Origin of the sequence: Vibrio sp. 1F255 (genome assembly GCF_041439145.1) — a bacterium.
GTDB classification, from domain to species: domain Bacteria; phylum Pseudomonadota; class Gammaproteobacteria; order Enterobacterales; family Vibrionaceae; genus Vibrio; species Vibrio crassostreae_C.
On sequence record NZ_JBGONQ010000012.1, the window covers coordinates 20,261 to 38,630 of the forward strand.

An 18,370-nucleotide genomic window follows, 5' to 3' on the forward strand; every position below is an offset into this window, starting at 1 on the left:
AAATGAAAAAAATGAACTGGAGCAAGGCGCTTCTTGCTTTATCTCTTTTGCCAAGCCTAGGTATGGCACAAGCGATTCCTGATACGGCAAAACTGGATGTCAGCTTTGAGCTTCCAAAGATTGATACCTCTATGTATGCACGTCCTTATGTGGCGGTGTGGGTAGAGAATAGCGAACGAAAGTCAGTGAAAACCATCGAGCTTTGGGTCGGTAAAGACGAATGGCTTAAGGATCTGCGCAGCTGGTGGAGAAAGGTTGGCCGTTACGATCGTGAACTGGTTGATGCTGTGACGTCTGCAACACGTCCTGCTGGCCAGTACCGTTTCGTGTGGGATGGTAAGAGCGACAGCGGTGAAACGTTAGAACAAGGCGAGTACACGGTTCATATCGAAGTGGTTCGTGAACACGGTGGCCGTAATTACCTTCGCCAAAAAGTATCACTCGCAGATTCAAACATATCTTACGAATTAAAAGCAACGGAAGAGACGGGTGAAATCACCCTGAACTACATCGCTAAATAGTAAGTGCGAACAGTAACTAGTAAGTACGAACTAAAACCAAGCTGAACAGAATAGACAGTGGTCATCGTAGGCTCAGATAGAGCGACACGGCTAACAATTATAAATAATGGAATTGAACATGATGAAACAGACAAAAATCAAAGCACTTGCTCTAGCGGGTGTGATGGCATTCGGCCTAGCAGCAACGACAACGGCACAAGCTCACCCACGTTGGATTTTGCCATCTCACTTTACTGTATCTAAAGAAGGTGGTGATTGGCTAACGTTCGATGTTACTGCGTCTCACGGTACGTTTGTTTTTGATAAGCCTGCTGGCAGCGAAAATGCTCATGTCATCATGCCAGATGGCCGCAGCGAGCGTCCTAACTTCGTTATTCGTGGCAAGCGTCGTTCAATCTTCGACTTCTATTTTGAAGAAGAAGGTACACACAAAGTGGCGATCAACAACCAGCCGTCTTACTACACGCAATACAAAGCGGGTCGCCGTGACACGGTGAAGTGGATTAAAGCAAACAAAGCTGAGCGTGACTCAGTTCTGCCTGAAAAATCACGTGACGTGGTAACGCAGATCAGCTTCACTCGTGCAGAAAGCTACATCACGGTAGGTAAGCCAACGGATTCAGTGTTCAAAATTGAAGGCAAGCTTCTAGAAATGAAGCCTGTGACACACCCTTCAGATATCGTTGAAGGCGAACCTGTGACATTCCAGTTCTTCTACAACGGTGAAATCCAGAAAGACGTGAAAGCGGAGATTACTCGTGAAGGTACGCTTTACCGCAACCACCAAGAGCAGATTGATGTGGTGAGTGATGAGAACGGTGAAATCACGTTTACTCCAGACGTAGCAGGTCGTTACGTAATGAAAGCGAACTACAAAGGTGAGTTGATTGACAACCCACTGGCAGACAAAGCAAGCGCGAACGTTCACCTAACGTTCGAAGCGCTGCTTCAATAGTCTGTGATATCGGGGCTAGATCCCTGATTAAGAATCAAAAAAACTTAAGGGCTCATTTGAGCCCTTTATCGCTCAGTTTACTTCTGAGAATTTGCACTGTGGCTAGGGTACGAACCATGACAATAAAAACAAAACTTAACGCTTTAATGACTCCTTGCTTAGCATTGGGACTTGGTTTCGCTGCATTACCTGCGCAAGCACACTTTCCACTGATGAGCTGCTGGTTTGAAGGTAAGACTGTTGCTTGTGAAGCGGGTTATTCGGATGGCAGCAAAGCGATTGATTACGCAGTTGAGATGTACGATTACGAAGACAACTTGATTGCAAAAGAGATGACAGATAAACGTTCTATCGTTGAATTCCCACATCCTGACACTGAGTTCTACCTTGTGTTCGATTCAGGTCATGAGTTTCCAGTTGAAGTTGATGTTGTAGAGATCAGTGAAAAATGATGATTCAAAGCGTACGTGCTGATACGGGCGGCAGAGAGGGCAAATGGGTAGGACTGATCATTGTGTTCATCCTTTGCTTTGCAACTGTCGCAATCCCATTTCATCAGGCTGAATCCCACGTTAAAGCAGTGCTTGATCATCAAATTCTAGTGACTGATGTTGAACAAGAAAACTTGGCGATGCTATCAGAGCTGCGTTTAGCGCATGAAGAAATCCGTGACCTGCGCATGGACTCAGATGGTGAATGGCCGAGTGTTGCATCACTTAAAGATGAATGGGTTGCCCCGTTTGTAGAAGATCAGAGTTGGAAGCGCAAAGGTTCTCATGCTTGGGTACTGGACGAGCGTGGTTATTACTTTTCTACTCCAAGTGAACAAGCTACGCCTACCGATCATGGTTTTGCGGATTCCTTTATTTTAAATGCGAACAGCGTTTCTCCTGAAATCTGGATCTTCTTGGGCGGTGTAGCGAAACAGCCCGCTACTTTTGACCAACACACGCTAGAGTCTACGGGTTGGAAAATGGTCGTGAACGAATCAGAAATTGAACAGCATCATGAAAGCGATGCTCACTAATAATAAGAGAATTACTATGCGAATTATGACTCTGTTCATGTCGTTATTAGCGGTGTTCATGGCACCCAATGCATTGGCAAAAGAATATAAGATCGACAGCAACAAGCTGACGATTGGTATCACGCTTCAACCTTACTACAGCTACGTAAAAGCAGTAGTAGGCGACAAAGTGAACATCCTTCCTTTGGTTGATGCCGGCTTTAATCCGCATAACTACTTGCCACAACCGAACGACTTGAAGAGATTGAGCCAGATGGACGCCATCGTGGTAAACGGTATTGGTCACGATGACTTCGCGCTTAAAGTGATTTCAGCCGCGCAACGTGATGACCTAGTCGTGATCGAAGCAAACAAAGAAGTGCCTCTACTTCCTGCTCTTGGTCAGTCTGTTGGTCAAGGTGCCGTTAACCCACATACCTTTGTTGGGCTTTCGACAACAATTCAAAAGGTTTACACCATCGCGAGTGAGGTCTCTAAGCTCGACCCTGACAACGCGGCTTTTTATCGTAAGAATGCACGTAAATACGCAAAGCAATTTCGCTTTATGAAGCGCGATGCGATGTTGTCATTAGGTGAGTTAGATACTTCAGGTATGAAGGTGGCGACCACGCACAATGCGTATGGCTACATCCTTCAAGAATTTGGTGTGGATGTTGCGGCGGTGATTGAGCCTGCACACGGTGTTGAACCAACTGCGAGCCAGTTGCAAGAAACGATCGAAAAGATCCGCGCATCGGGCATTGACGTGTTGTTCTACGAGCTAAACATGCCAAACCGTTTTGTTGACACGATTGAAGCGGAAACGGGTGTTCAGCTTTACCGTTTCTCTCACATGACGCATGGCGAATATGAAGACGACAAAGTAGAAGTTGAGATGCAGAAGAATCTCGAGACATTAATCGAAGCAATGAAATTTGCGGCGGCGAACCAAGCTAAAAGCGGGAACGCATAATGTTAGGTCCATCGATTTCAATCAATCAACTCGGTCTGCAATATGACAACAACGTCATTCTTGACGATATCTCACTAGAACTTAAAGCGGGTGAGTGCCATGTAATCATGGGGCCAAACGGTGGCGGTAAAACTTCATTACTGCGCTCTGTGCTTGGCCTTGCGCCTTTCTCTGGCCAAATCAATATCCACTGGCCAGAAAAGCAGAGTATTGGTTACGTACCTCAAAAAGCGACCTTCGAGTCTAGCTTGCCTTTGACTGTAATGGACTTCGTACTGCTTAACCAAACACGAATCCCATTGTTTTGGCGTCGTAAATCTAAGCAATTGGATCTTGCACTCGCACAATTAGATCGCGTTGGTATGGCTACTCGTAGCGACCGCCGCATGGGACAGTTATCGGGTGGTGAGCAGCAACGCGTGCTGTTTGCCCAAGCGCTATTAGATAACCCAAGTCTACTGGTGTTGGATGAACCAACCACGGGTATGGACGAGCAGGGCGTTCGTTATCTTGAATCGTTAATTCGTGAATGTGTTAGTGAAGGTCGTACGATCCTTGCGGTACACCACGATGTCACGGCAGTGCGTCGACTCGAAGCGAACGTACATGTTGTGAATCGATTCTTGGTTGATAGTGGCCCACACGAACAAGTCTTACACCCAAGTAAAATCGAGAGCCTGTTCCAGCACTACAGCAGTGGCTCTGCGATGACCAAATCGAAGGAGGTTGCGTAATGGATTGGTTACGACAACTAGCCATTAGTGGCGTGGAAGCGGGCTGGTTATCAGACAGTTTCATGTATGCCTTCATGGTCAATGCTTTGGTTGCAGCGTTACTACTTGGTCCTCTGTTAGGTGGTCTGGGTACTTTGGTGATTGCCAAGCGTCTGGCTTTCTTCTCAGAAGCCGTCGGCCACGCAGCGTTAACCGGTATCGCTATTGGTGTTTTGCTTGGCGAGCCACCAGAAAACCCAATTATTGGTTTGTTTAGCTTCTGTATGATCTTCGCGCTGCTTCTTCACTTTGTAAGAAACAGAACCAATGTGCCATACGATACTTTAGTTGGCGTTTTCCTTGCTTTAGCACTGGCAGTGGGTGCGGCGTTACTGATGTATGTTGCTCGTAAGATCAATATCCACATGCTTGAAAACGTACTGTTTGGCTCGATTCTTACGGTAACAGACCAAGACTTAGCGATTCTCGCAGGTAGTTGCGCGATCATCATCTTGCTCTTGATACCGACATTCAACCGCATTCTCCTGACTTGTATCAGCCCTGATATAGCTAAGGTTCGTGGTTACAACACCAGCTTTTACGATTACTTGTTTGTCATGATGATCACCTTAGTGACAATTGCGGCCGTGAAGATCGTAGGTGCAGTTCTAGTGGGTGCGTTATTGTTGATTCCAGGTGCGACCGCTCGATTGTTAACTAAACGTATGGGGAGCTTTGTTCTCTTGTCGGCATTACTCGCAACCATCGCATGTTTGGTTGGAACCGTGTTGCCTATGGAACTCAAACTGCCAGTGCCATCGGGCGCTTCAATCATCATCGTTTCTGCAACGTTTTTCCTAGCAGCAACACTATACCGAATTGTAAGAAAGGCGTAATCATGACTTGTTTAATGAATCGTATCGCTAGCTCAGTAAAAGCAACGGCTCAAGTGAGTGTACTTGGTAGTGTATTAATGGCTGGTTCTGTGATGTCACTGAACGTGAATGCAGAAGACATCCTAACCAGTACACCTGTGACTTATGCATTGGCGACAGAGCTAACCAAAGGCACGGACATTACGACCGAATATCTACCACCTAAGCGCTACGGTATTGACCGTCTGTCGAATTGGTTTGGTACCAAGGGTGCGAGTAAAGTGCTTCAATCGGGTGAAAAGGCGACCGTTGCGGTAACGTTGTCATCGATCTGGCAAGCCGACCCTACGTTTGTATACGCAAGACAAAGCAATATCCGTTTAGTTGAGGTTGATGCCGCTCAAGCGATTACACCGCGTGCACAAGGCGTTGCTGCGCTGACGTTATCAAATGGTGAAGTGTCTAAATACGCGTGGTTAAACCCAACCAATCTAACGCGTATGGCGGCAATTGTGGCTGATGACTTTAAGTTGTTGTGGCCTGCGCAAGCTGAAACGATTGATAGCAACTTACAACGTGTGATGTTGGATGTTCGTGAACTGATCAACAAGCAGCAAGCAGTATTGCTCGACAATGACGTAGATTCAGTATTGTTGCTTTCAGAAAGCTTGGAAGATTTCGCTTCTGGCAGCCAACTGTTTGTTGAAGAACGCATGTTCAAAGCTGAACTGGAATGGACAGAGCAGGACAAAGCCAAGCTTAAAGAGATGTTTTCGGAAGATGATGCTCTATGGTTAGTTACAGCGAAAAAGCCAAGCAACTTGATTAAATCATTGGTACCGAATGAGCGTATCTTGGTAGTGGATTCTGTTGATCGTTGGGGCAGAGCGGGAATCAACGCAAAAGCGCCGTTTGCCCGTTGGGAAGTGCAGCCATTCAAAGGCTAACCAGCGCGATTAAAAATGGTAGGATCAAAAAAGCAGCCCAATTTGAGGCTGCTTTTTTGTTCTTGTCTGTTGGCTCTGAAAAGAGTGTCAGACAAGAGGACTGCGAGTATAAACTTACTCTGCAGCTTTTGTCTCTTCAGCTTCAACAGTTGCTTCTACTGAACCTTCAGCTTGCTCTTGAGCTGCTTTCGCTTGTTCTTCAGCTTCCATTTTTGCACGGTCAGCTTTAGAGATGTAGCGAGGCTTGTTGCTACTATGCAGTTTAGAATTCGCCTGTTTCTGCTTCTTTTTTAGAATTTGATTGATTTTTTTCTTACGGTTCATTGCTGCATAGCCTTGTATTTAGTTTAGGCGGTGGAGGATAATCATTTTAGCTCTAGAACTCAATATTTACATGGTATTCAGCAAGGAAAATATCACTATGCAGTCAGTCGAGACCGAACGTTTAAGATTAAGAATGATCACACCTCAAGATGCGGCGTTTATTCAACGACTATACAGCTCAGAAGATTTCCTGCGTTACATTGGTGATAAGGAAATCAACGACACTGAAAAGGCTGTCGAGTACATTGAAAACAACATTCTTAAGATGCATGAAGAGAAGGGTGTCTGTTTGTTGATGGTTGAAATCAAAGAAACTTCAACGCCAATTGGTATCTGCGGATTAATAAAAAGAGACACCTTAGCGTCGCATGATATTGGCTACGGGTTTGCTCCTGAGTTTTATGGTCAAGGCTTTGCCCAAGAAGCCGCGGAGGCGATAATTGAACAAGCTAAGCAGAATGCTGATATCGATCATTTAGTTGCCATCACTACCTCTGATAACATTCGAAGTATCACACTACTGACTAAGTTAGGCTTTGTGTTCGAGCGAGTTGAAGATGTGATAAGCGAAAGCGTTAATCTCAACCTGTACGGTTTCTCATTAGGTAATTAAAACATGTTCCAACATAACAATATTCTACAAGGTGAGCTCGCAACGGAGTACAAAACCGTTATTGCGATGGTGCACATCTATTGCAAAGATCACCACGGTGAAGTTCGTCAGAATAACGCGTTATGTGAGGAGTGTGAGCAACTGTTGCGTTACGCCGAAACACGACTGGATAGATGTCCTTATGGCGAAGCAAAACCGACCTGTAATAAGTGTCCGATTCATTGCTATAAACCAGACCCGAAAGAGCAAATGCGATTGGTGATGCGCTATGCCGGGCCAAGAATGCTACTCAAGCATCCGATTTTAGCGATACGACATTTGATACATGAGAAGCGGAAAGTGCCAGAGAAGCCATTGCCGAATGTGTCGAACCGCCATATCCGAATGAATAAGAAGTAACACATTGTTTACTGTGTGAAAGTATGTGTAATGTGAAAGTAATCGAAGCAAAAAAGGTCTGATTACTCAGACCTTTTTGATGTAGATACACTTCTATCTAAGCTTGAATGCAGCTAGGTAGCTAGTAGGTTCGCTAGGTAGACCGGTAACTTATGCCGCTTGAGGCTCGTCGTAGGTAACTGTGAGGTTGTTGATCCAGCGTCGGCTCAAGTATCGGTGCGAGCATATAGCTAACTTCACCACTTCTTCTACCAACATCAAACCATAGATGTATTTAAAGTCCCATTCAGCGACAAACGCGCCGTAAACACATACTGGAATGCCCACCATCCACATCGCGATGAAATCCATGCGAAGGCAGAACGCATTATCACCACCAGCACGAATAATACCGTTAATGATCACCATGTTGAGCATGCGAATCACGACCGCAAAGCACATGATCATCATCGCAGGTGAAGCAAGCGGGTATAAAGCGTCTTTGGTCAGGTTTAGCCATGACAGAACGTGCTCTTTACCCATAAACAATAGCAAGCCTACAACCGCACCAAAACCAACCACGGCTTTGATGAACGTCAGACCCATACTCATAGCGTCATCAAACTCATCACGACCGAGTGAGTGACCAAGCAACACGGAACACGCTACAGAAATACCAAAGAATATCGAGTAACACAGCGACTCAAAAGGCGCGAGCATAGAGAACACAGCAAGTTCCGTTGTGCCCATGTGACCGAAGATCATTTGGTATGCCATAGTACCCATTGCCCATAACACGGCATTCATCGTTAGTGGCAAAGCAATACGACGGTAAGATAGCCACAATGATGGACGATGTGGTGAGCTAGGCGTGGTTAACAACCAGTGTTTACGCATGCGCATATAGCCATACATCAAACCCACTTGAATCAAGCGCGCTAAAGTGGTTGCCAATGCCGCACCTGAAACGCCCATCGCTGGAATACCGAAGGCACCTTTAATGAGTACGAAGTTAAGTGCGATGTTGAGGGCAATCGTGACCGCACCAAGCAATAGTGGTGTTACGGTGTCACCTGATGAGCGCATGCTTGCTTCTACCACGACCACAATGTGAGTCAGAAGAAGAACAGGGAATCCATACCACAGGTAAGTCGCGCCAAGTTCAATCACGGTTTGATCGCTGGTCTGCAACATCATTAAAAACTGAGAACCAAGAGTGATGATTGCAGTAACAGGCAGCAGAACTTTTAAGCCAAACACCATTGCGATAGATGATACCGTTCGCGCGCTTTTTCGGTCGTTCTTTCCCCAGTATTGAGCGACTAATGTTCCGTTTGCTGAGGCCAACCCTGCCATAATCATAATAGCAACGAAGTGCCATTTTGATGCAATTCCCACAGCCGCAGCTGCTTCCATACCATAATCACTGACCATTAATACGTCAGCAAGGGCAAGAATAGCGACAAGCGCACTTTGTAAAGCAACAGGTAAACCCAGTTTAACGATACGAGGTAAGATGCTCTCTGGCTTGTTATTCATAGATGAGTTAGGGTTGATGTTAGTTGTCATAAGCTCTCCGATTTATGGCAGAACTATAGTGATTTGAGCGAAGTAACAACATGTTTAAAAAACAACAAAACCTGTGCGAATCCGTCATTGATTCAATGAGACCAAAATCAACTTGGCATGATGATGTTTTTCTCGCTGAACAGTGCAAAGAACGTTTTTTGACCGTTGAAGATATTCCAGAGATGAAAAGCTTTGGTGTCTATATGGGCGGCATGGCGAAGCTATATGATGGCTACTGGGTTGAGCGCGAATCCGTTAATGTTCATACGTTGATTTTCACTATGGAAGGTGGCGGCATTCTAACAACCGCAACATCGGTCCAAGCGATTACACCTTATACACTCGTGGTGCTTCCTGCTGAAACCCCATTTCGTTTTGAACTCGATCCTCAATATAATTATTGGAAAATGGCGTGGATGCTGACGCCTGACACCAAGCAATGGCAGCACATAGCAAGTTTAGGACAGGGGATTGTGCCTTTTGGAGAGTGTGAGCAGATCTGGTCATTAATGAACTTGGTTTACTTTGAGATAGGCGGTAGAGCCAGTTACCGTAAGTTACTCTTGAGTGAAATTATCCGAACCTTGACGGGGTTTGAGCCTAAGTCGACCAGCACCACTGCACGTGTTCAAGCGCTCTATAACGAAATTGAAAGTAGTCTGCACCAGCCATGGACAGTGGCAGGGATGGCCGAAAGAGTGTTCATCAGTGAAGAGCAGCTCAATCGAGTCACCAAGACGCTATTTAACCTGTCGCCACGCAGTAAATTGATTCAATTACGCATGGATAAAGCCACCAGCCTGTTGAAATATCAAGATTGGTCAGTTTCTATGATTGCTAATCGCTTGGGCTACAAAGATCCTTATAACTTTTCGCATCGCTTCAAAAAGCATTTCGGTTTATCACCCAGTCAATATCGAAAGAGCCATCGACTTCTTGGTTAGCCTTGCACGATGAAATGAGAAGTGTGGGAGAAGAAGGTTACATATAGGCATGAGTTGAAAAGGGCCCTTCGCTTAGACATAAAGTCTGAACTCGGAGCCCTAATGACACGCATCTAGTGTCTGTCTATTTAAGCTTACTCGCCTGCAATCTGTAGGTGAGAGCGCTTTAGGCTAGCAATCAACATGTAGATCGTTGTAGCAAGTAGAGACGCGAACAGGTAAGTGAACAATCCTGCTTGTGAATCCATAAAGCTGTCTGCAACGATTGGTCCCGCAACAGAACCGATGCTGTAGCAAAGTAGCATGATTTGAGTCACTGACACCAAGTAGCTTGGGTCAAGGTTACGGCAACCTAAGTTAATCGCGATTGGGTATAGCGCAAATGTGGCCATGCCTAATACGAACAAGCTCATGCCTAGTACGTAGAAATCGTGATTGATAGTCAGCACACCAATGCTTGCAACCCCTAGCAGGCAGAACAGAGCCATTAATAACACTTGTCCTACGTGGTGAGATAACCAAGTCACCATCGGCTGTACAGCCATACCACCCATGATAACCAAAGCCATCAAACCACCAATGTCTTCGTGTGCAATGTTACGTTGAGCAAGTTCAACTGGCATCAAGCCGTAAATCGCACCTAGCGTTAATCCGGAAACAATGCAGCCAATTAGCGCGCTGTGGCTTAATTTGCTGATCTGCTTTAAAGACAAAGATTGCGCATCGTGGATCTGTGGTGGAGTTGCTTGTCCGTACATCAGCACAATGATCGCACCAAACAGAAGGGTGAACATTGCGATGAAAGGTACGCCACCAGTAATACCTAGGTAACCGATACCAAGCTGACCAACTGCAGAACCGCCGTACAGTGAACACATGTAGATAGCGAGACGTTTTGCGCGTTGTGACTCGTCGCCGCTCATTAGCCAAGACTCTACAATCACGAAGATACCTGCAACCGCCACACCAGCCACAAAGCGAGCTAGTAGCCATACTGCTTGGTGTGGGATCAATGGCAATACAAGGATCGTTGCGATGAACACACTCAATGCGATGACGAACGCATCTTTGTGGCCAACACGCGCAATGGCACGTTCAATCAATAATGTACCAGCCAGTAGACCTGCATAGAATGCACTCGCCAACCAACTCGATAGATCTTTGTCTAAGCCATACTCAGACAGCATTAATGGTAATGAACTCATTAAGTAGCCTGAAGCGATCGCGTAAAAAGACAATGCAATAACAGGAACAGTTATGCGAGTTGTTGGTTGGATGTTGTCCAATGCAGGAGCCTCTGATAGTAAAAGAAACGATGAATTTTCCGCGACTATGGGGGAGAAACTGAATTGGGTAAAACAAATAAAAATGGTCGTTAAGATAAAGGAAATTTATCGACCAACTAAACTAAAATACGGTTGCGATATTTGGTGGTTTGGCGAGATTTTATGCGGGCAAAAAGTCGTTAAGCCGTTGTTCATTGGTGGTTTAATTTAGAAAAAGATTGCAGCGTGATTGTCTTTTTATGATTTGGATTGAGTGGGATTTTAAGTGTTAGACAGTTTCTTTACGGTATTGACGTGGCGAGTTACCACTCCACTTACGAAAGGCATGACGAAAGTTAGCGCTATCAGAAAAGCCAACTCGTTCAGATATCTCTTCAATACTCATTCGAGTTGAAGAAAGGTAGTGCCGGGAAAGGTGAAAGCGAACATGGTCCAGTATCTTCTGATAGCTCGTATCCGCTGCTTTCAGGTGACGACGCAGAGTTCGAGAAGACATGCCCAGTTCTGAAGAAATGGATTCTATAGAAGGGTAACATCCTGGCCTTTCAATCAGCATCTGAGAGACTTTCTCTTTGAGGCTACTGGGTGCACTGACTTTTGCCAACATGTCATCACACGATTTTAAGCACATCTGTAAAGTGATGGGGTTGGCGGTAGGAAGAGATGAATACAAGGTGGTTGCGTCGAACTCCCATTCAAGCCGGTCACTATTGAATTCAACCGGGCAGCGGAAAATCTCTGTGTATAGATCGCCGTATTCAGGTTTTGGATAGGGGAAGCGGATCACTTGAGAAGGAAAGGGCTGCTGTAAGACCTCTTCGCACAAACTGTGTATCGCTGCGAACCAGTATTCACAACAAAAGGGCAGTAAAGAATCGAGTTCGATAAGTTGCTCTGCGCGAAAGTAACCAATGTTGTCTTCTACAGACATGGTTTTCCTGAGGACAGGGCCAGCAAGTTGCAGATACTTAAACCCGATTAAAAAGGCATCGAGTAGTGTTTCGCTGCTAAACACCGCATAACCGAGCACGCCGAAATCGCTGAACCTCGCTTGTTGGCCAACTTTAAGCCCCAATCCGTCTTCGTTGGAATTCGCTAACGCATTACTGAACACAGCAAGCTTTTGCGCCAAAGTGATGTGTGTATCGGGTGTGTTGAGTTGGAGAGCATCGATGTTACTGCCTTCGAGCAACTCTTCGATACTGAGAACAGGCGACAGGTAACGATGCAGCAACTGAAGATCCAGAATGCCGAATGCTTGCATGTCGGGTTCGTAAACTGCGGTGTATTCCATAAGCTGCCTCTTGTTGAATATCGATATCTTAACCGAACTTTTAACATTTACGCCTGTTGCTTGTTCTCACTTTCGCAAGCTTGTTCCAAATTTTGGTTTATGTGTGCAAGGTTTTATTGGGCTAGCGCAGGCTGTGTCCGAATATCACCGGTTTTTGTCTTTTTGAAACCTGTTCGAAATGTTATCGAAATGTTGTAATTTATTGGGCTGCACATTGGAGCGTCTCAAACATTTTGCTCAATAACGACTCTTATCTACATGACACACCAATGTGCAGGCTCGTGATGACAAGAAAGAGACTTATTACAACGATTAGAACGTCTACGGTGACCGTCACAAACAGGTCTAAGCCGCACAAGGAGATCATGGATGCACAATCTTGCTGTTAATTTGGAGCGTAGCGCTTCGCTTTTTCCAACTAAAGCCGCTCTGCGTATGGGATCGGATGAAATCAGTTTTTCTCAGTTAGAACAACTTTCTGGAAACGTGGCTGCTAACTTGAAAAGACTTGGGTTGCAGAACGGAGATAAGGTAGCGTTGTCATGCCCGAACGTGACTTACTTTCCGATAGCCTATTACGGGATTCTAAAAGCGGGTTGTGTAGTCGTGCCTTTGAACGTGCTATTCAAGGCCAGAGAGATCGCTTATCACCTTAATGACTCTAACGCGAAGGCCTATTTATGTTTTGACGGCAGTGAAGAGCTTCCAATTGGTCGCTATGGTTTACAAGGTTTTGAGCAGGCAAACCACTGTGAACACTTTGTCGAGATGCCTATCCCAACAAACACAGACACTACTTTAGAAAGTAATGAGGAGCATGAATCAATCGCTGATTGGTTGGCACAACCTTTTACTCCTTTTGAGTCTGTGGCTTGTCATGGCGATGATACCGCTGTGATCCTTTATACCTCTGGCACGACGGGTCAACCAAAAGGGGCTGAGCTTTCCCACACCAACATGCAAACCAATGCGATGTCGTCACAGTATCTAATGAGATTGGAGTACAGCGACACCACAATGGCTACACTGCCTTTATTCCATAGCTTCGGTCAGACGGTGATGATGAACGCGAGTGTGCTAACAGGGTCCACCATGGTGTTGATTCCTCGTTTTGAACCGTCATTGGTTATTGAACAGATCATTAGCCATAAAGTCAGCGTGTTTGCGGGTGTTCCTACTATGTATATAGCGCTATTAAAGGCGGGAGAAGAGTCTTCTGATAGTTTAGAAAACACAATCAAACGCTCTGAACAGGTTAAACACAGCTTGAGGTTAGGTGTTTCTGGCGGTGCTTCTATGCCGCTTGAGGTTATACGACAGTTTGAATCTCGTTTTGAATTACCAGTCTTAGAAGGTTATGGGCTCTCGGAAACGGCGCCGGTTGCGACCTTTAATCATATTGATGGCGATCGTTTATCGGGTAGTGTCGGTCAGCCTTTATGTGGCCACCTCATCAAGATTACTGATATACAAGGCAACTCTGTCGCTATGGGTGAACTCGGCGAAGTCTGCATTAAAAGCCCAAGTGTGATGAAAGGCTATTATCAAAGGCCAGAGGCGACAGCTGAATCTATTCGTGATGGTTGGTTCTTAACGGGAGATATCGGTCGCGTCGATGAGCATGGCAATTTGTTCATTGTTGACCGTGTTAAAGACATGATTATTCGTGGTGGGTACAACGTTTATCCACGTGAAGTCGAAGAAGTGTTGATGTGTCACCCCGATGTCGAAATGGTCGCGGTGGTAGGCGAGCATCATGAACATTTAGGCGAGGAGATCCACGCGCATGTGGTTCTTCACGAACATACGCAATGTGATAGTGCCGCCTTGATAGCATGGTGTCGTGAGCAACTCGCCGACTACAAATACCCGCGTAAGGTATTCATTCGTAAAGCCTTACCCATGACAGCAACCGGAAAAATCTTGAAGCGTGAGTTACACCCACTAGAAATAGCGGAGATGGCAAATGGATAGTTATGATTTTATTATTGTTGGCGGTGGTTCAGCTGGGTGTGTGATGGCTTCTCGGCTGTCGGAAGATCCTGATGTGACGGTTTGCTTGTTAGAAGCGGGTGGTAAAGACACCAGCCCATTCATTCACACACCCGTTGGCGTGGTGGCGATGATGCCAACCAAACTCAATAATTGGGCATTCGAAACGGTTGAACAGCCGGGTTTGAACGGTCGTAAAGGCTATCAGCCTAGAGGTAAGACACTTGGCGGTTCTAGCTCTATCAACGCCATGATGTACGCTCGTGGACATCGCTATGACTACGATAGATGGGAAAGCTTGGGCAATGCTGGCTGGAACTATGAATCCTGTTTGCCTTACTTTAAGAAAGCAGAAAACAACGAAGTCCACCAAGATGAGTTCCATGGCCAAGGTGGTCCTCTTAATGTGGCCAATCTTAGATCGCCAAGCCCTATGTTGGAACGTTATTTAACGGCGTGTGAATCGATAGGTGTACCTCGCAATGAGGATATTAACGGCGCTGCTCAGTTTGGGGCGATGCCGACGCAGGTAACACAGCTGAATGGTGAACGATGCAGTGCTGCCAAGGCTTACTTAACGCCAAACCTTTCACGATCGAATCTCACGGTCGTGACTAAAGCCACCACACATAAGGTTTTGTTTGAAGGCAAGAAGGCGATTGGTGTTGAATATGGTTCTAGCGGAAAGCGTTATCAGATACGATGCAACAAAGAAGTGATTCTTTCCGCTGGCGCGTTTGGTTCTCCCCAATTGCTGTTACTGTCTGGTGTCGGTGCTCAAACTGAACTAGAGACACATGGAATCGAACAGGTTCATGAATTACCTGGAGTGGGCAAGAACCTTCAAGATCATATCGACTTAATACATTCGTATAAATGCAGTGAAAAGCGTGAAACTTTTGGTATCTCGCTGCAAATGGCCTCTGAAATGACCAAAGCCTTACCACTATGGCGCAAAGAACGCCGCGGTAAAATGAGCAGTAATTTTGCAGAGGGAATAGGCTTTCTCTGTTCTGAAGATCATATCGCTGTACCGGATTTAGAGTTTGTATTTGTGGTCGCTGTTGTAGATGACCATGCTAGAAAAATTCATACCAGTCATGGCTTTACCTCTCATGTCACCTTATTGCGACCGAAGAGCTACGGCACCGTAACGCTCAATAGTAATGATCCCTATGATCCGCCTAAGATCGATCCTGCGTTTTTCAGTCATCCTGAAGACATGGAGATCATGATTAAGGGCTGGAAGAAGCAGTATCAAATGTTAGAGAGTTCCGCGTTTGATGATATCCGAGGCAATGCTTTCTACCCTGTGGACGCCAGTGATGACAAGGCTATCGAGCAAGATATTCGCAATCGTGCAGACACTCAGTATCACCCGATCGGGACCTGTAAAATGGGACCTAGTAGCGATTCTTTAGCTGTGGTAGATAAAGATCTCAAAGTTTATGGATTGGATAATTTGAGAGTCATTGATGCTTCTGTGATGCCGACACTGATTGGGGCAAACACCAATGCACCAACCATTATGATTGCTGAGAAAGTCGCAGATCAAATCAAACAGCAATACGGGTTTGGCAAGCAAGAATCTAATATTCAAGCGAAAGGCGAAGCTGTAGTTTTATTCAAGAAGTTAAGTGATAACCATAAATAAAACAGTAGGTTAGATAGTCTTGATTTGGTAAGACTCTCTAACCTATTTTTGTGTGCTTACTTAGAATTAAGTAATGCTAAATCAATAGCTTAACCAATAGTATTACTTAGTTAGTGCTTGATTAAGCCACTGATCAAATTGACCTTTTGGCAGTGCACCGTTAATCGTATCAACACGTTGACCGTTCTTGAACACCATCACCGTTGGGATGCTTCTGATTTGATACATAGCCGCCAGTTGCTGTTGAGCTTCGGTATCAATTTTAACAAATCGAACATCGCCAGCGCGCTCTTTAGCGACATCGCTAAATACAGGTGCGAAACCTACACATGGGTTGCACCATGTCGCCCAAAAATCGACAACGACAGGCTGTGAACTGTTCAAAATTGATTGGAAATTCAGTGACGTACCTTCGATTGGTGCACCGTCTAGAAGTGCGTTTTTGCACTTACCACAAGTAGGGCTTTCTGAAATTCTTTCTGAAGGAACTCGGTTTACGCCACCGCAAGAAGGGCAACGTGTGTTGAATGTAGACATAACTTTCTCTTTTTATTGCGTCTCCGTGCCTAACGCGATTTACGAATCATGTACGGAACGCTTATACTGTTTAAAACAAGAATAAGATACTCAAATAAAAACAAACAATAAACAGGTAAATGATGACAAAATTTTACGCTGAAATTACGGGCTGGGGAAAGTGTCTGCCACCAGCCGTGCTATCCAATGATGATTTAAGCACTTTCATTGATACCTCTGACGAGTGGATTCGTACTCGAACTGGTATCGAAAATCGTCGTATCAGTCATGTAAATACCTCTGAGCTAGCGACCGTTGCTGCTCAACATGCAATGGCGTGTGCTGGTTTAACAGCCGAAGATATCGATCTTGTGATCGTAGCGACGTGCAGTCCAGACTCTCTTATTCCAAATACCGCGTCTAAAGTTCAACAGAACTTAGGCATCAAGAGCGCAGCAGCTTTTGACCTTAATGCAGCGTGTACAGGCTTTATCTACGGTGTTGAAACAGCAACTCGATTGATTCAAGCGGGCAACTACCGCAATGCGATCGTTGTGGGTGCAGAGCGTCTTTCATTCTTCATCGACTGGACCAAGCGTGATACTGCGGTTCTATTCGGTGATGGCGCTGGCGCTGTGGTTTTATCGCGTACTGAAGAACAAGTGGGTTTACAAGAAGCTCAAATCGGTTGTGACGCAGAGGGCCGTGACATTCTAGCAGTACCAAAATTCGGTACGTCTATGGACCGCTTTGCTGCTGATAACGGTTACTGGGATTTTGATTTCGTTGGTAAAGAGATCTTCAAGCGTGCAGTGAAAGGAATGGGCGCTGCAGCACATACAGTATTGAGTCGCACTGGCATCTCAACTGAAAACATCGATGTTGTGATTCCGCACCAAGCGAACATCCGAATTATTCAAACTCTGTGTGATATGGCGGGCATTGAACGTGAGAAAGCGTTTGTGAACATTCAAAACTACGGCAACACATCGGCTGCGACTGTGCCGATTGCATTGTGTGAATCGTTAGAGCAAGGCTTTGTTAAACCTAACTCAAACATTCTTGTGGCGGCATTCGGTGCCGGTTTAACTTGGGGGGCAGGTCATATTAAGTGGGGTAGCCGTGTTGAGCCGTTAGGTCAATCGGACGCTAAGCTTCCAGAAGCAGATAGCTCGGCATTAGAACTTCTAGAGAGAGCCATTTTACACTGTAAAACGCGTCCTAATTCTGAGAATGAGTAGCAGCATGGCCCAAGTTCGTTTTATGACAGAAGCCGACCTCGATGGAGCGGCTTTAGTTCACCAAGCTACTTTTGTTCGACAGCAAAACTCAAAAAATTGGTTACAATGTAACTTAAATGCTGCGCCACGCTTTCTTAACTTTGTTGCTGAAAGCGATGGCGAGATTGTCGGCTACATTATTTGGGTTCAAAAGAGTGGGTTTAGGCCTGAAGCTGTTTTGGAGCTAGAACAACTTGCTGTGTTACCGAGTGCTCAGGGGCAAGGATTGGGCAAAAAGCTGATTCTAGACTCTTTGCCTCAAGTGAAGCAGAAGCTATCAGAGCAGGGCTCGACACTAAAACATGTATTAGTGACCACCAGAGCAGATAACTTTGCACAAAAGCTCTATCAGTCGACATTGGGCGCTCAAGTCGAAACCACGATTTCAAACTTTTACTCAGCCGATGAAGTGCTTATGATAGCTCGCAATGTAGGTGAACGAATCTGATCGCTGAGTTCTTAGAACCATTATTATCAGCGGCATAACTCGATTAACGTTTTATTAGGGGCTTCTGTGGCCCTTTTGTTAT

Annotated in this window: 21 protein-coding genes; 16 read left to right on the forward strand and 5 right to left on the reverse strand. The window is 45.5% G+C overall.

Features of this window, described 5'->3' with window-relative positions:
- Positions 1-2 precede the first annotated feature (2 nt).
- The 8 genes from ACED41_RS09005 (at position 3) to ACED41_RS09040 (ending at position 5,990) form a co-directional block, all read left to right on the forward strand.
- On the forward strand, positions 3-521 hold the full coding sequence (locus ACED41_RS09005) for a DUF2271 domain-containing protein (RefSeq protein WP_017062545.1): 519 nt from the start codon (positions 3-5) through the stop codon (positions 519-521).
- A 118-nt stretch (positions 522-639) separates the two neighbouring features.
- A complete protein-coding gene (locus tag ACED41_RS09010) occupies positions 640-1,476 on the forward strand; it encodes a DUF4198 domain-containing protein (RefSeq protein WP_017062544.1) in 837 nt (278 codons plus the stop codon).
- Between the two features lie 116 nt (positions 1,477-1,592).
- Positions 1,593-1,928, forward strand: a complete 336-nt coding sequence (locus tag ACED41_RS09015) for a hypothetical protein (protein ID WP_017062543.1) — start codon at positions 1,593-1,595, stop codon at positions 1,926-1,928.
- The gene (locus ACED41_RS09020) at positions 1,925-2,503 is read left to right on the forward strand and encodes a DUF6162 family protein (protein WP_029235381.1); all 579 of its coding nucleotides are present in this window, start codon (positions 1,925-1,927) and stop codon (positions 2,501-2,503) included. Before ACED41_RS09015 ends, ACED41_RS09020 begins: the two co-directional genes overlap by 4 nt.
- Positions 2,504-2,519: 16 nt before the next feature.
- The gene (locus ACED41_RS09025) at positions 2,520-3,455 is read left to right on the forward strand and encodes a metal ABC transporter solute-binding protein, Zn/Mn family (RefSeq protein ID WP_371724841.1); all 936 of its coding nucleotides are present in this window, start codon (positions 2,520-2,522) and stop codon (positions 3,453-3,455) included.
- A complete protein-coding gene (locus ACED41_RS09030; protein ID WP_371724842.1) occupies positions 3,455-4,189 on the forward strand; it encodes a metal ABC transporter ATP-binding protein in 735 nt (244 codons plus the stop codon). Before ACED41_RS09025 ends, ACED41_RS09030 begins: the two co-directional genes overlap by 1 nt.
- Positions 4,189-5,064 (forward strand): metal ABC transporter permease, encoded by an 876-nt coding sequence (locus ACED41_RS09035; RefSeq protein ID WP_065206162.1) that lies wholly within the window; start codon positions 4,189-4,191, stop codon positions 5,062-5,064. Before ACED41_RS09030 ends, ACED41_RS09035 begins: the two co-directional genes overlap by 1 nt.
- Before the next feature lie 2 nt (positions 5,065-5,066).
- A complete protein-coding gene (locus tag ACED41_RS09040) occupies positions 5,067-5,990 on the forward strand; it encodes an ABC transporter substrate-binding protein (protein ID WP_371724843.1) in 924 nt (307 codons plus the stop codon).
- Between the two features lie 114 nt (positions 5,991-6,104).
- Here the strand turns inward: ACED41_RS09040 and ACED41_RS09045 are convergent, their stop codons facing one another.
- Positions 6,105-6,314, reverse strand: a complete 210-nt coding sequence (locus tag ACED41_RS09045; protein ID WP_017060973.1) for a DUF2986 domain-containing protein — start codon at positions 6,312-6,314, stop codon at positions 6,105-6,107.
- Positions 6,315-6,411: 97 nt separating this feature from the next.
- Here ACED41_RS09045 and ACED41_RS09050 point away from each other — a divergent pair, with 97 nt between their 5' ends.
- Together ACED41_RS09050 and ACED41_RS09055 are read left to right on the forward strand one after the other, a co-directional pair.
- Positions 6,412-6,927: a GNAT family N-acetyltransferase gene (locus ACED41_RS09050; RefSeq protein ID WP_017067858.1), complete on the forward strand. Its 516-nt coding sequence runs from the start codon at positions 6,412-6,414 to the stop codon at positions 6,925-6,927.
- A 3-nt stretch (positions 6,928-6,930) separates the two neighbouring features.
- Complete coding sequence (locus ACED41_RS09055; RefSeq protein WP_017060975.1) at positions 6,931-7,326, forward strand: nitrous oxide-stimulated promoter family protein; 396 nt, start codon at positions 6,931-6,933, stop codon at positions 7,324-7,326.
- A 150-nt stretch (positions 7,327-7,476) separates the two neighbouring features.
- Here the strand turns inward: ACED41_RS09055 and ACED41_RS09060 are convergent, their stop codons facing one another.
- Positions 7,477-8,874: an MATE family efflux transporter gene (locus ACED41_RS09060; RefSeq protein WP_371724844.1), complete on the reverse strand. Its 1,398-nt coding sequence runs from the start codon at positions 8,872-8,874 to the stop codon at positions 7,477-7,479.
- Positions 8,875-8,924: 50 nt separating this feature from the next.
- On the opposite strand from ACED41_RS09060, the gene ACED41_RS09065 reads away from it, so the two are divergent.
- A complete protein-coding gene (locus ACED41_RS09065; RefSeq protein WP_017060977.1) occupies positions 8,925-9,818 on the forward strand; it encodes an AraC family transcriptional regulator in 894 nt (297 codons plus the stop codon).
- Positions 9,819-9,952: 134 nt separating this feature from the next.
- Here ACED41_RS09065 and ACED41_RS09070 read toward each other — a convergent pair whose 3' ends face one another.
- Positions 9,953-11,104, reverse strand: a complete 1,152-nt coding sequence (locus ACED41_RS09070) for an MFS transporter (RefSeq protein WP_029235229.1) — start codon at positions 11,102-11,104, stop codon at positions 9,953-9,955.
- Here ACED41_RS09070 and ACED41_RS09075 point away from each other — a divergent pair.
- The gene (locus tag ACED41_RS09075) at positions 11,076-11,315 is read left to right on the forward strand and encodes a hypothetical protein (RefSeq protein WP_017060129.1); all 240 of its coding nucleotides are present in this window, start codon (positions 11,076-11,078) and stop codon (positions 11,313-11,315) included. The two genes, ACED41_RS09070 and ACED41_RS09075, sit on opposite strands and share 29 nt — an antisense overlap.
- A 57-nt stretch (positions 11,316-11,372) precedes the next feature.
- Here ACED41_RS09075 and ACED41_RS09080 read toward each other — a convergent pair whose 3' ends face one another.
- The gene (locus tag ACED41_RS09080) at positions 11,373-12,398 is read right to left on the reverse strand and encodes an AraC family transcriptional regulator (protein ID WP_017069105.1); all 1,026 of its coding nucleotides are present in this window, start codon (positions 12,396-12,398) and stop codon (positions 11,373-11,375) included.
- A gap of 369 nt (positions 12,399-12,767) precedes the next feature.
- On the opposite strand from ACED41_RS09080, the gene ACED41_RS09085 reads away from it, so the two are divergent.
- A complete protein-coding gene (locus tag ACED41_RS09085; RefSeq protein WP_371724845.1) occupies positions 12,768-14,372 on the forward strand; it encodes a long-chain fatty acid--CoA ligase in 1,605 nt (534 codons plus the stop codon).
- Complete coding sequence (locus ACED41_RS09090; protein WP_371724846.1) at positions 14,365-16,044, forward strand: GMC family oxidoreductase; 1,680 nt, start codon at positions 14,365-14,367, stop codon at positions 16,042-16,044. Before ACED41_RS09085 ends, ACED41_RS09090 begins: the two co-directional genes overlap by 8 nt.
- 102 nt (positions 16,045-16,146) lie before the next feature.
- Here the strand turns inward: ACED41_RS09090 and trxC are convergent, their stop codons facing one another.
- Positions 16,147-16,581: a thioredoxin TrxC gene (gene trxC, locus ACED41_RS09095; RefSeq protein WP_017060125.1), complete on the reverse strand. Its 435-nt coding sequence runs from the start codon at positions 16,579-16,581 to the stop codon at positions 16,147-16,149.
- A gap of 122 nt (positions 16,582-16,703) precedes the next feature.
- Between trxC and ACED41_RS09100 the strand changes: the two genes are divergently transcribed.
- On the forward strand, positions 16,704-17,801 hold the full coding sequence (locus ACED41_RS09100; protein ID WP_102333615.1) for a ketoacyl-ACP synthase III: 1,098 nt from the start codon (positions 16,704-16,706) through the stop codon (positions 17,799-17,801).
- A gap of 22 nt (positions 17,802-17,823) precedes the next feature.
- Positions 17,824-18,288 carry a GNAT family N-acetyltransferase gene (locus ACED41_RS09105; RefSeq protein ID WP_029235379.1) on the forward strand — a complete coding sequence of 155 codons (465 nt, stop codon included), beginning with the start codon at positions 17,824-17,826 and terminating at the stop codon, positions 18,286-18,288.
- Positions 18,289-18,370 lie beyond the last annotated feature (82 nt).

Bases quoted from the DNA above. Each gene is read 5' to 3' on its own strand.
- ACED41_RS09075 (WP_017060129.1), top strand. From the start codon at position 11,076: ATGCGAGTTGTTGGTTGGATGTTGTCCAATGCAGGAGCCTCTGATAGT.
- ACED41_RS09100 (WP_102333615.1), top strand. From the start codon at position 16,704: ATGACAAAATTTTACGCTGAAATTACGGGCTGGGGAAAGTGTCTGCCA.
- ACED41_RS09010 (WP_017062544.1), top strand. From the start codon at position 640: ATGATGAAACAGACAAAAATCAAAGCACTTGCTCTAGCGGGTGTGATG.
- ACED41_RS09055 (WP_017060975.1), top strand. From the start codon at position 6,931: ATGTTCCAACATAACAATATTCTACAAGGTGAGCTCGCAACGGAGTAC.
- ACED41_RS09085 (WP_371724845.1), top strand. From the start codon at position 12,768: ATGCACAATCTTGCTGTTAATTTGGAGCGTAGCGCTTCGCTTTTTCCA.
- ACED41_RS09030 (WP_371724842.1), top strand. From the start codon at position 3,455: ATGTTAGGTCCATCGATTTCAATCAATCAACTCGGTCTGCAATATGAC.
- ACED41_RS09035 (WP_065206162.1), top strand. From the start codon at position 4,189: ATGGATTGGTTACGACAACTAGCCATTAGTGGCGTGGAAGCGGGCTGG.
- ACED41_RS09105 (WP_029235379.1), top strand. From the start codon at position 17,824: ATGACAGAAGCCGACCTCGATGGAGCGGCTTTAGTTCACCAAGCTACT.
- ACED41_RS09025 (WP_371724841.1), top strand. From the start codon at position 2,520: ATGCGAATTATGACTCTGTTCATGTCGTTATTAGCGGTGTTCATGGCA.
- ACED41_RS09090 (WP_371724846.1), top strand. From the start codon at position 14,365: ATGGATAGTTATGATTTTATTATTGTTGGCGGTGGTTCAGCTGGGTGT.
- ACED41_RS09065 (WP_017060977.1), top strand. From the start codon at position 8,925: ATGTTTAAAAAACAACAAAACCTGTGCGAATCCGTCATTGATTCAATG.
- ACED41_RS09040 (WP_371724843.1), top strand. From the start codon at position 5,067: ATGACTTGTTTAATGAATCGTATCGCTAGCTCAGTAAAAGCAACGGCT.
- ACED41_RS09015 (WP_017062543.1), top strand. From the start codon at position 1,593: ATGACAATAAAAACAAAACTTAACGCTTTAATGACTCCTTGCTTAGCA.
- ACED41_RS09080 (WP_017069105.1), bottom strand. From the start codon at position 12,398: ATGGAATACACCGCAGTTTACGAACCCGACATGCAAGCATTCGGCATT.
- ACED41_RS09045 (WP_017060973.1), bottom strand. From the start codon at position 6,314: ATGAACCGTAAGAAAAAAATCAATCAAATTCTAAAAAAGAAGCAGAAA.
- ACED41_RS09050 (WP_017067858.1), top strand. From the start codon at position 6,412: ATGCAGTCAGTCGAGACCGAACGTTTAAGATTAAGAATGATCACACCT.
- ACED41_RS09020 (WP_029235381.1), top strand. From the start codon at position 1,925: ATGATGATTCAAAGCGTACGTGCTGATACGGGCGGCAGAGAGGGCAAA.
- trxC (WP_017060125.1), bottom strand. From the start codon at position 16,581: ATGTCTACATTCAACACACGTTGCCCTTCTTGCGGTGGCGTAAACCGA.
- ACED41_RS09060 (WP_371724844.1), bottom strand. From the start codon at position 8,874: ATGACAACTAACATCAACCCTAACTCATCTATGAATAACAAGCCAGAG.
- ACED41_RS09005 (WP_017062545.1), top strand. From the start codon at position 3: ATGAAAAAAATGAACTGGAGCAAGGCGCTTCTTGCTTTATCTCTTTTG.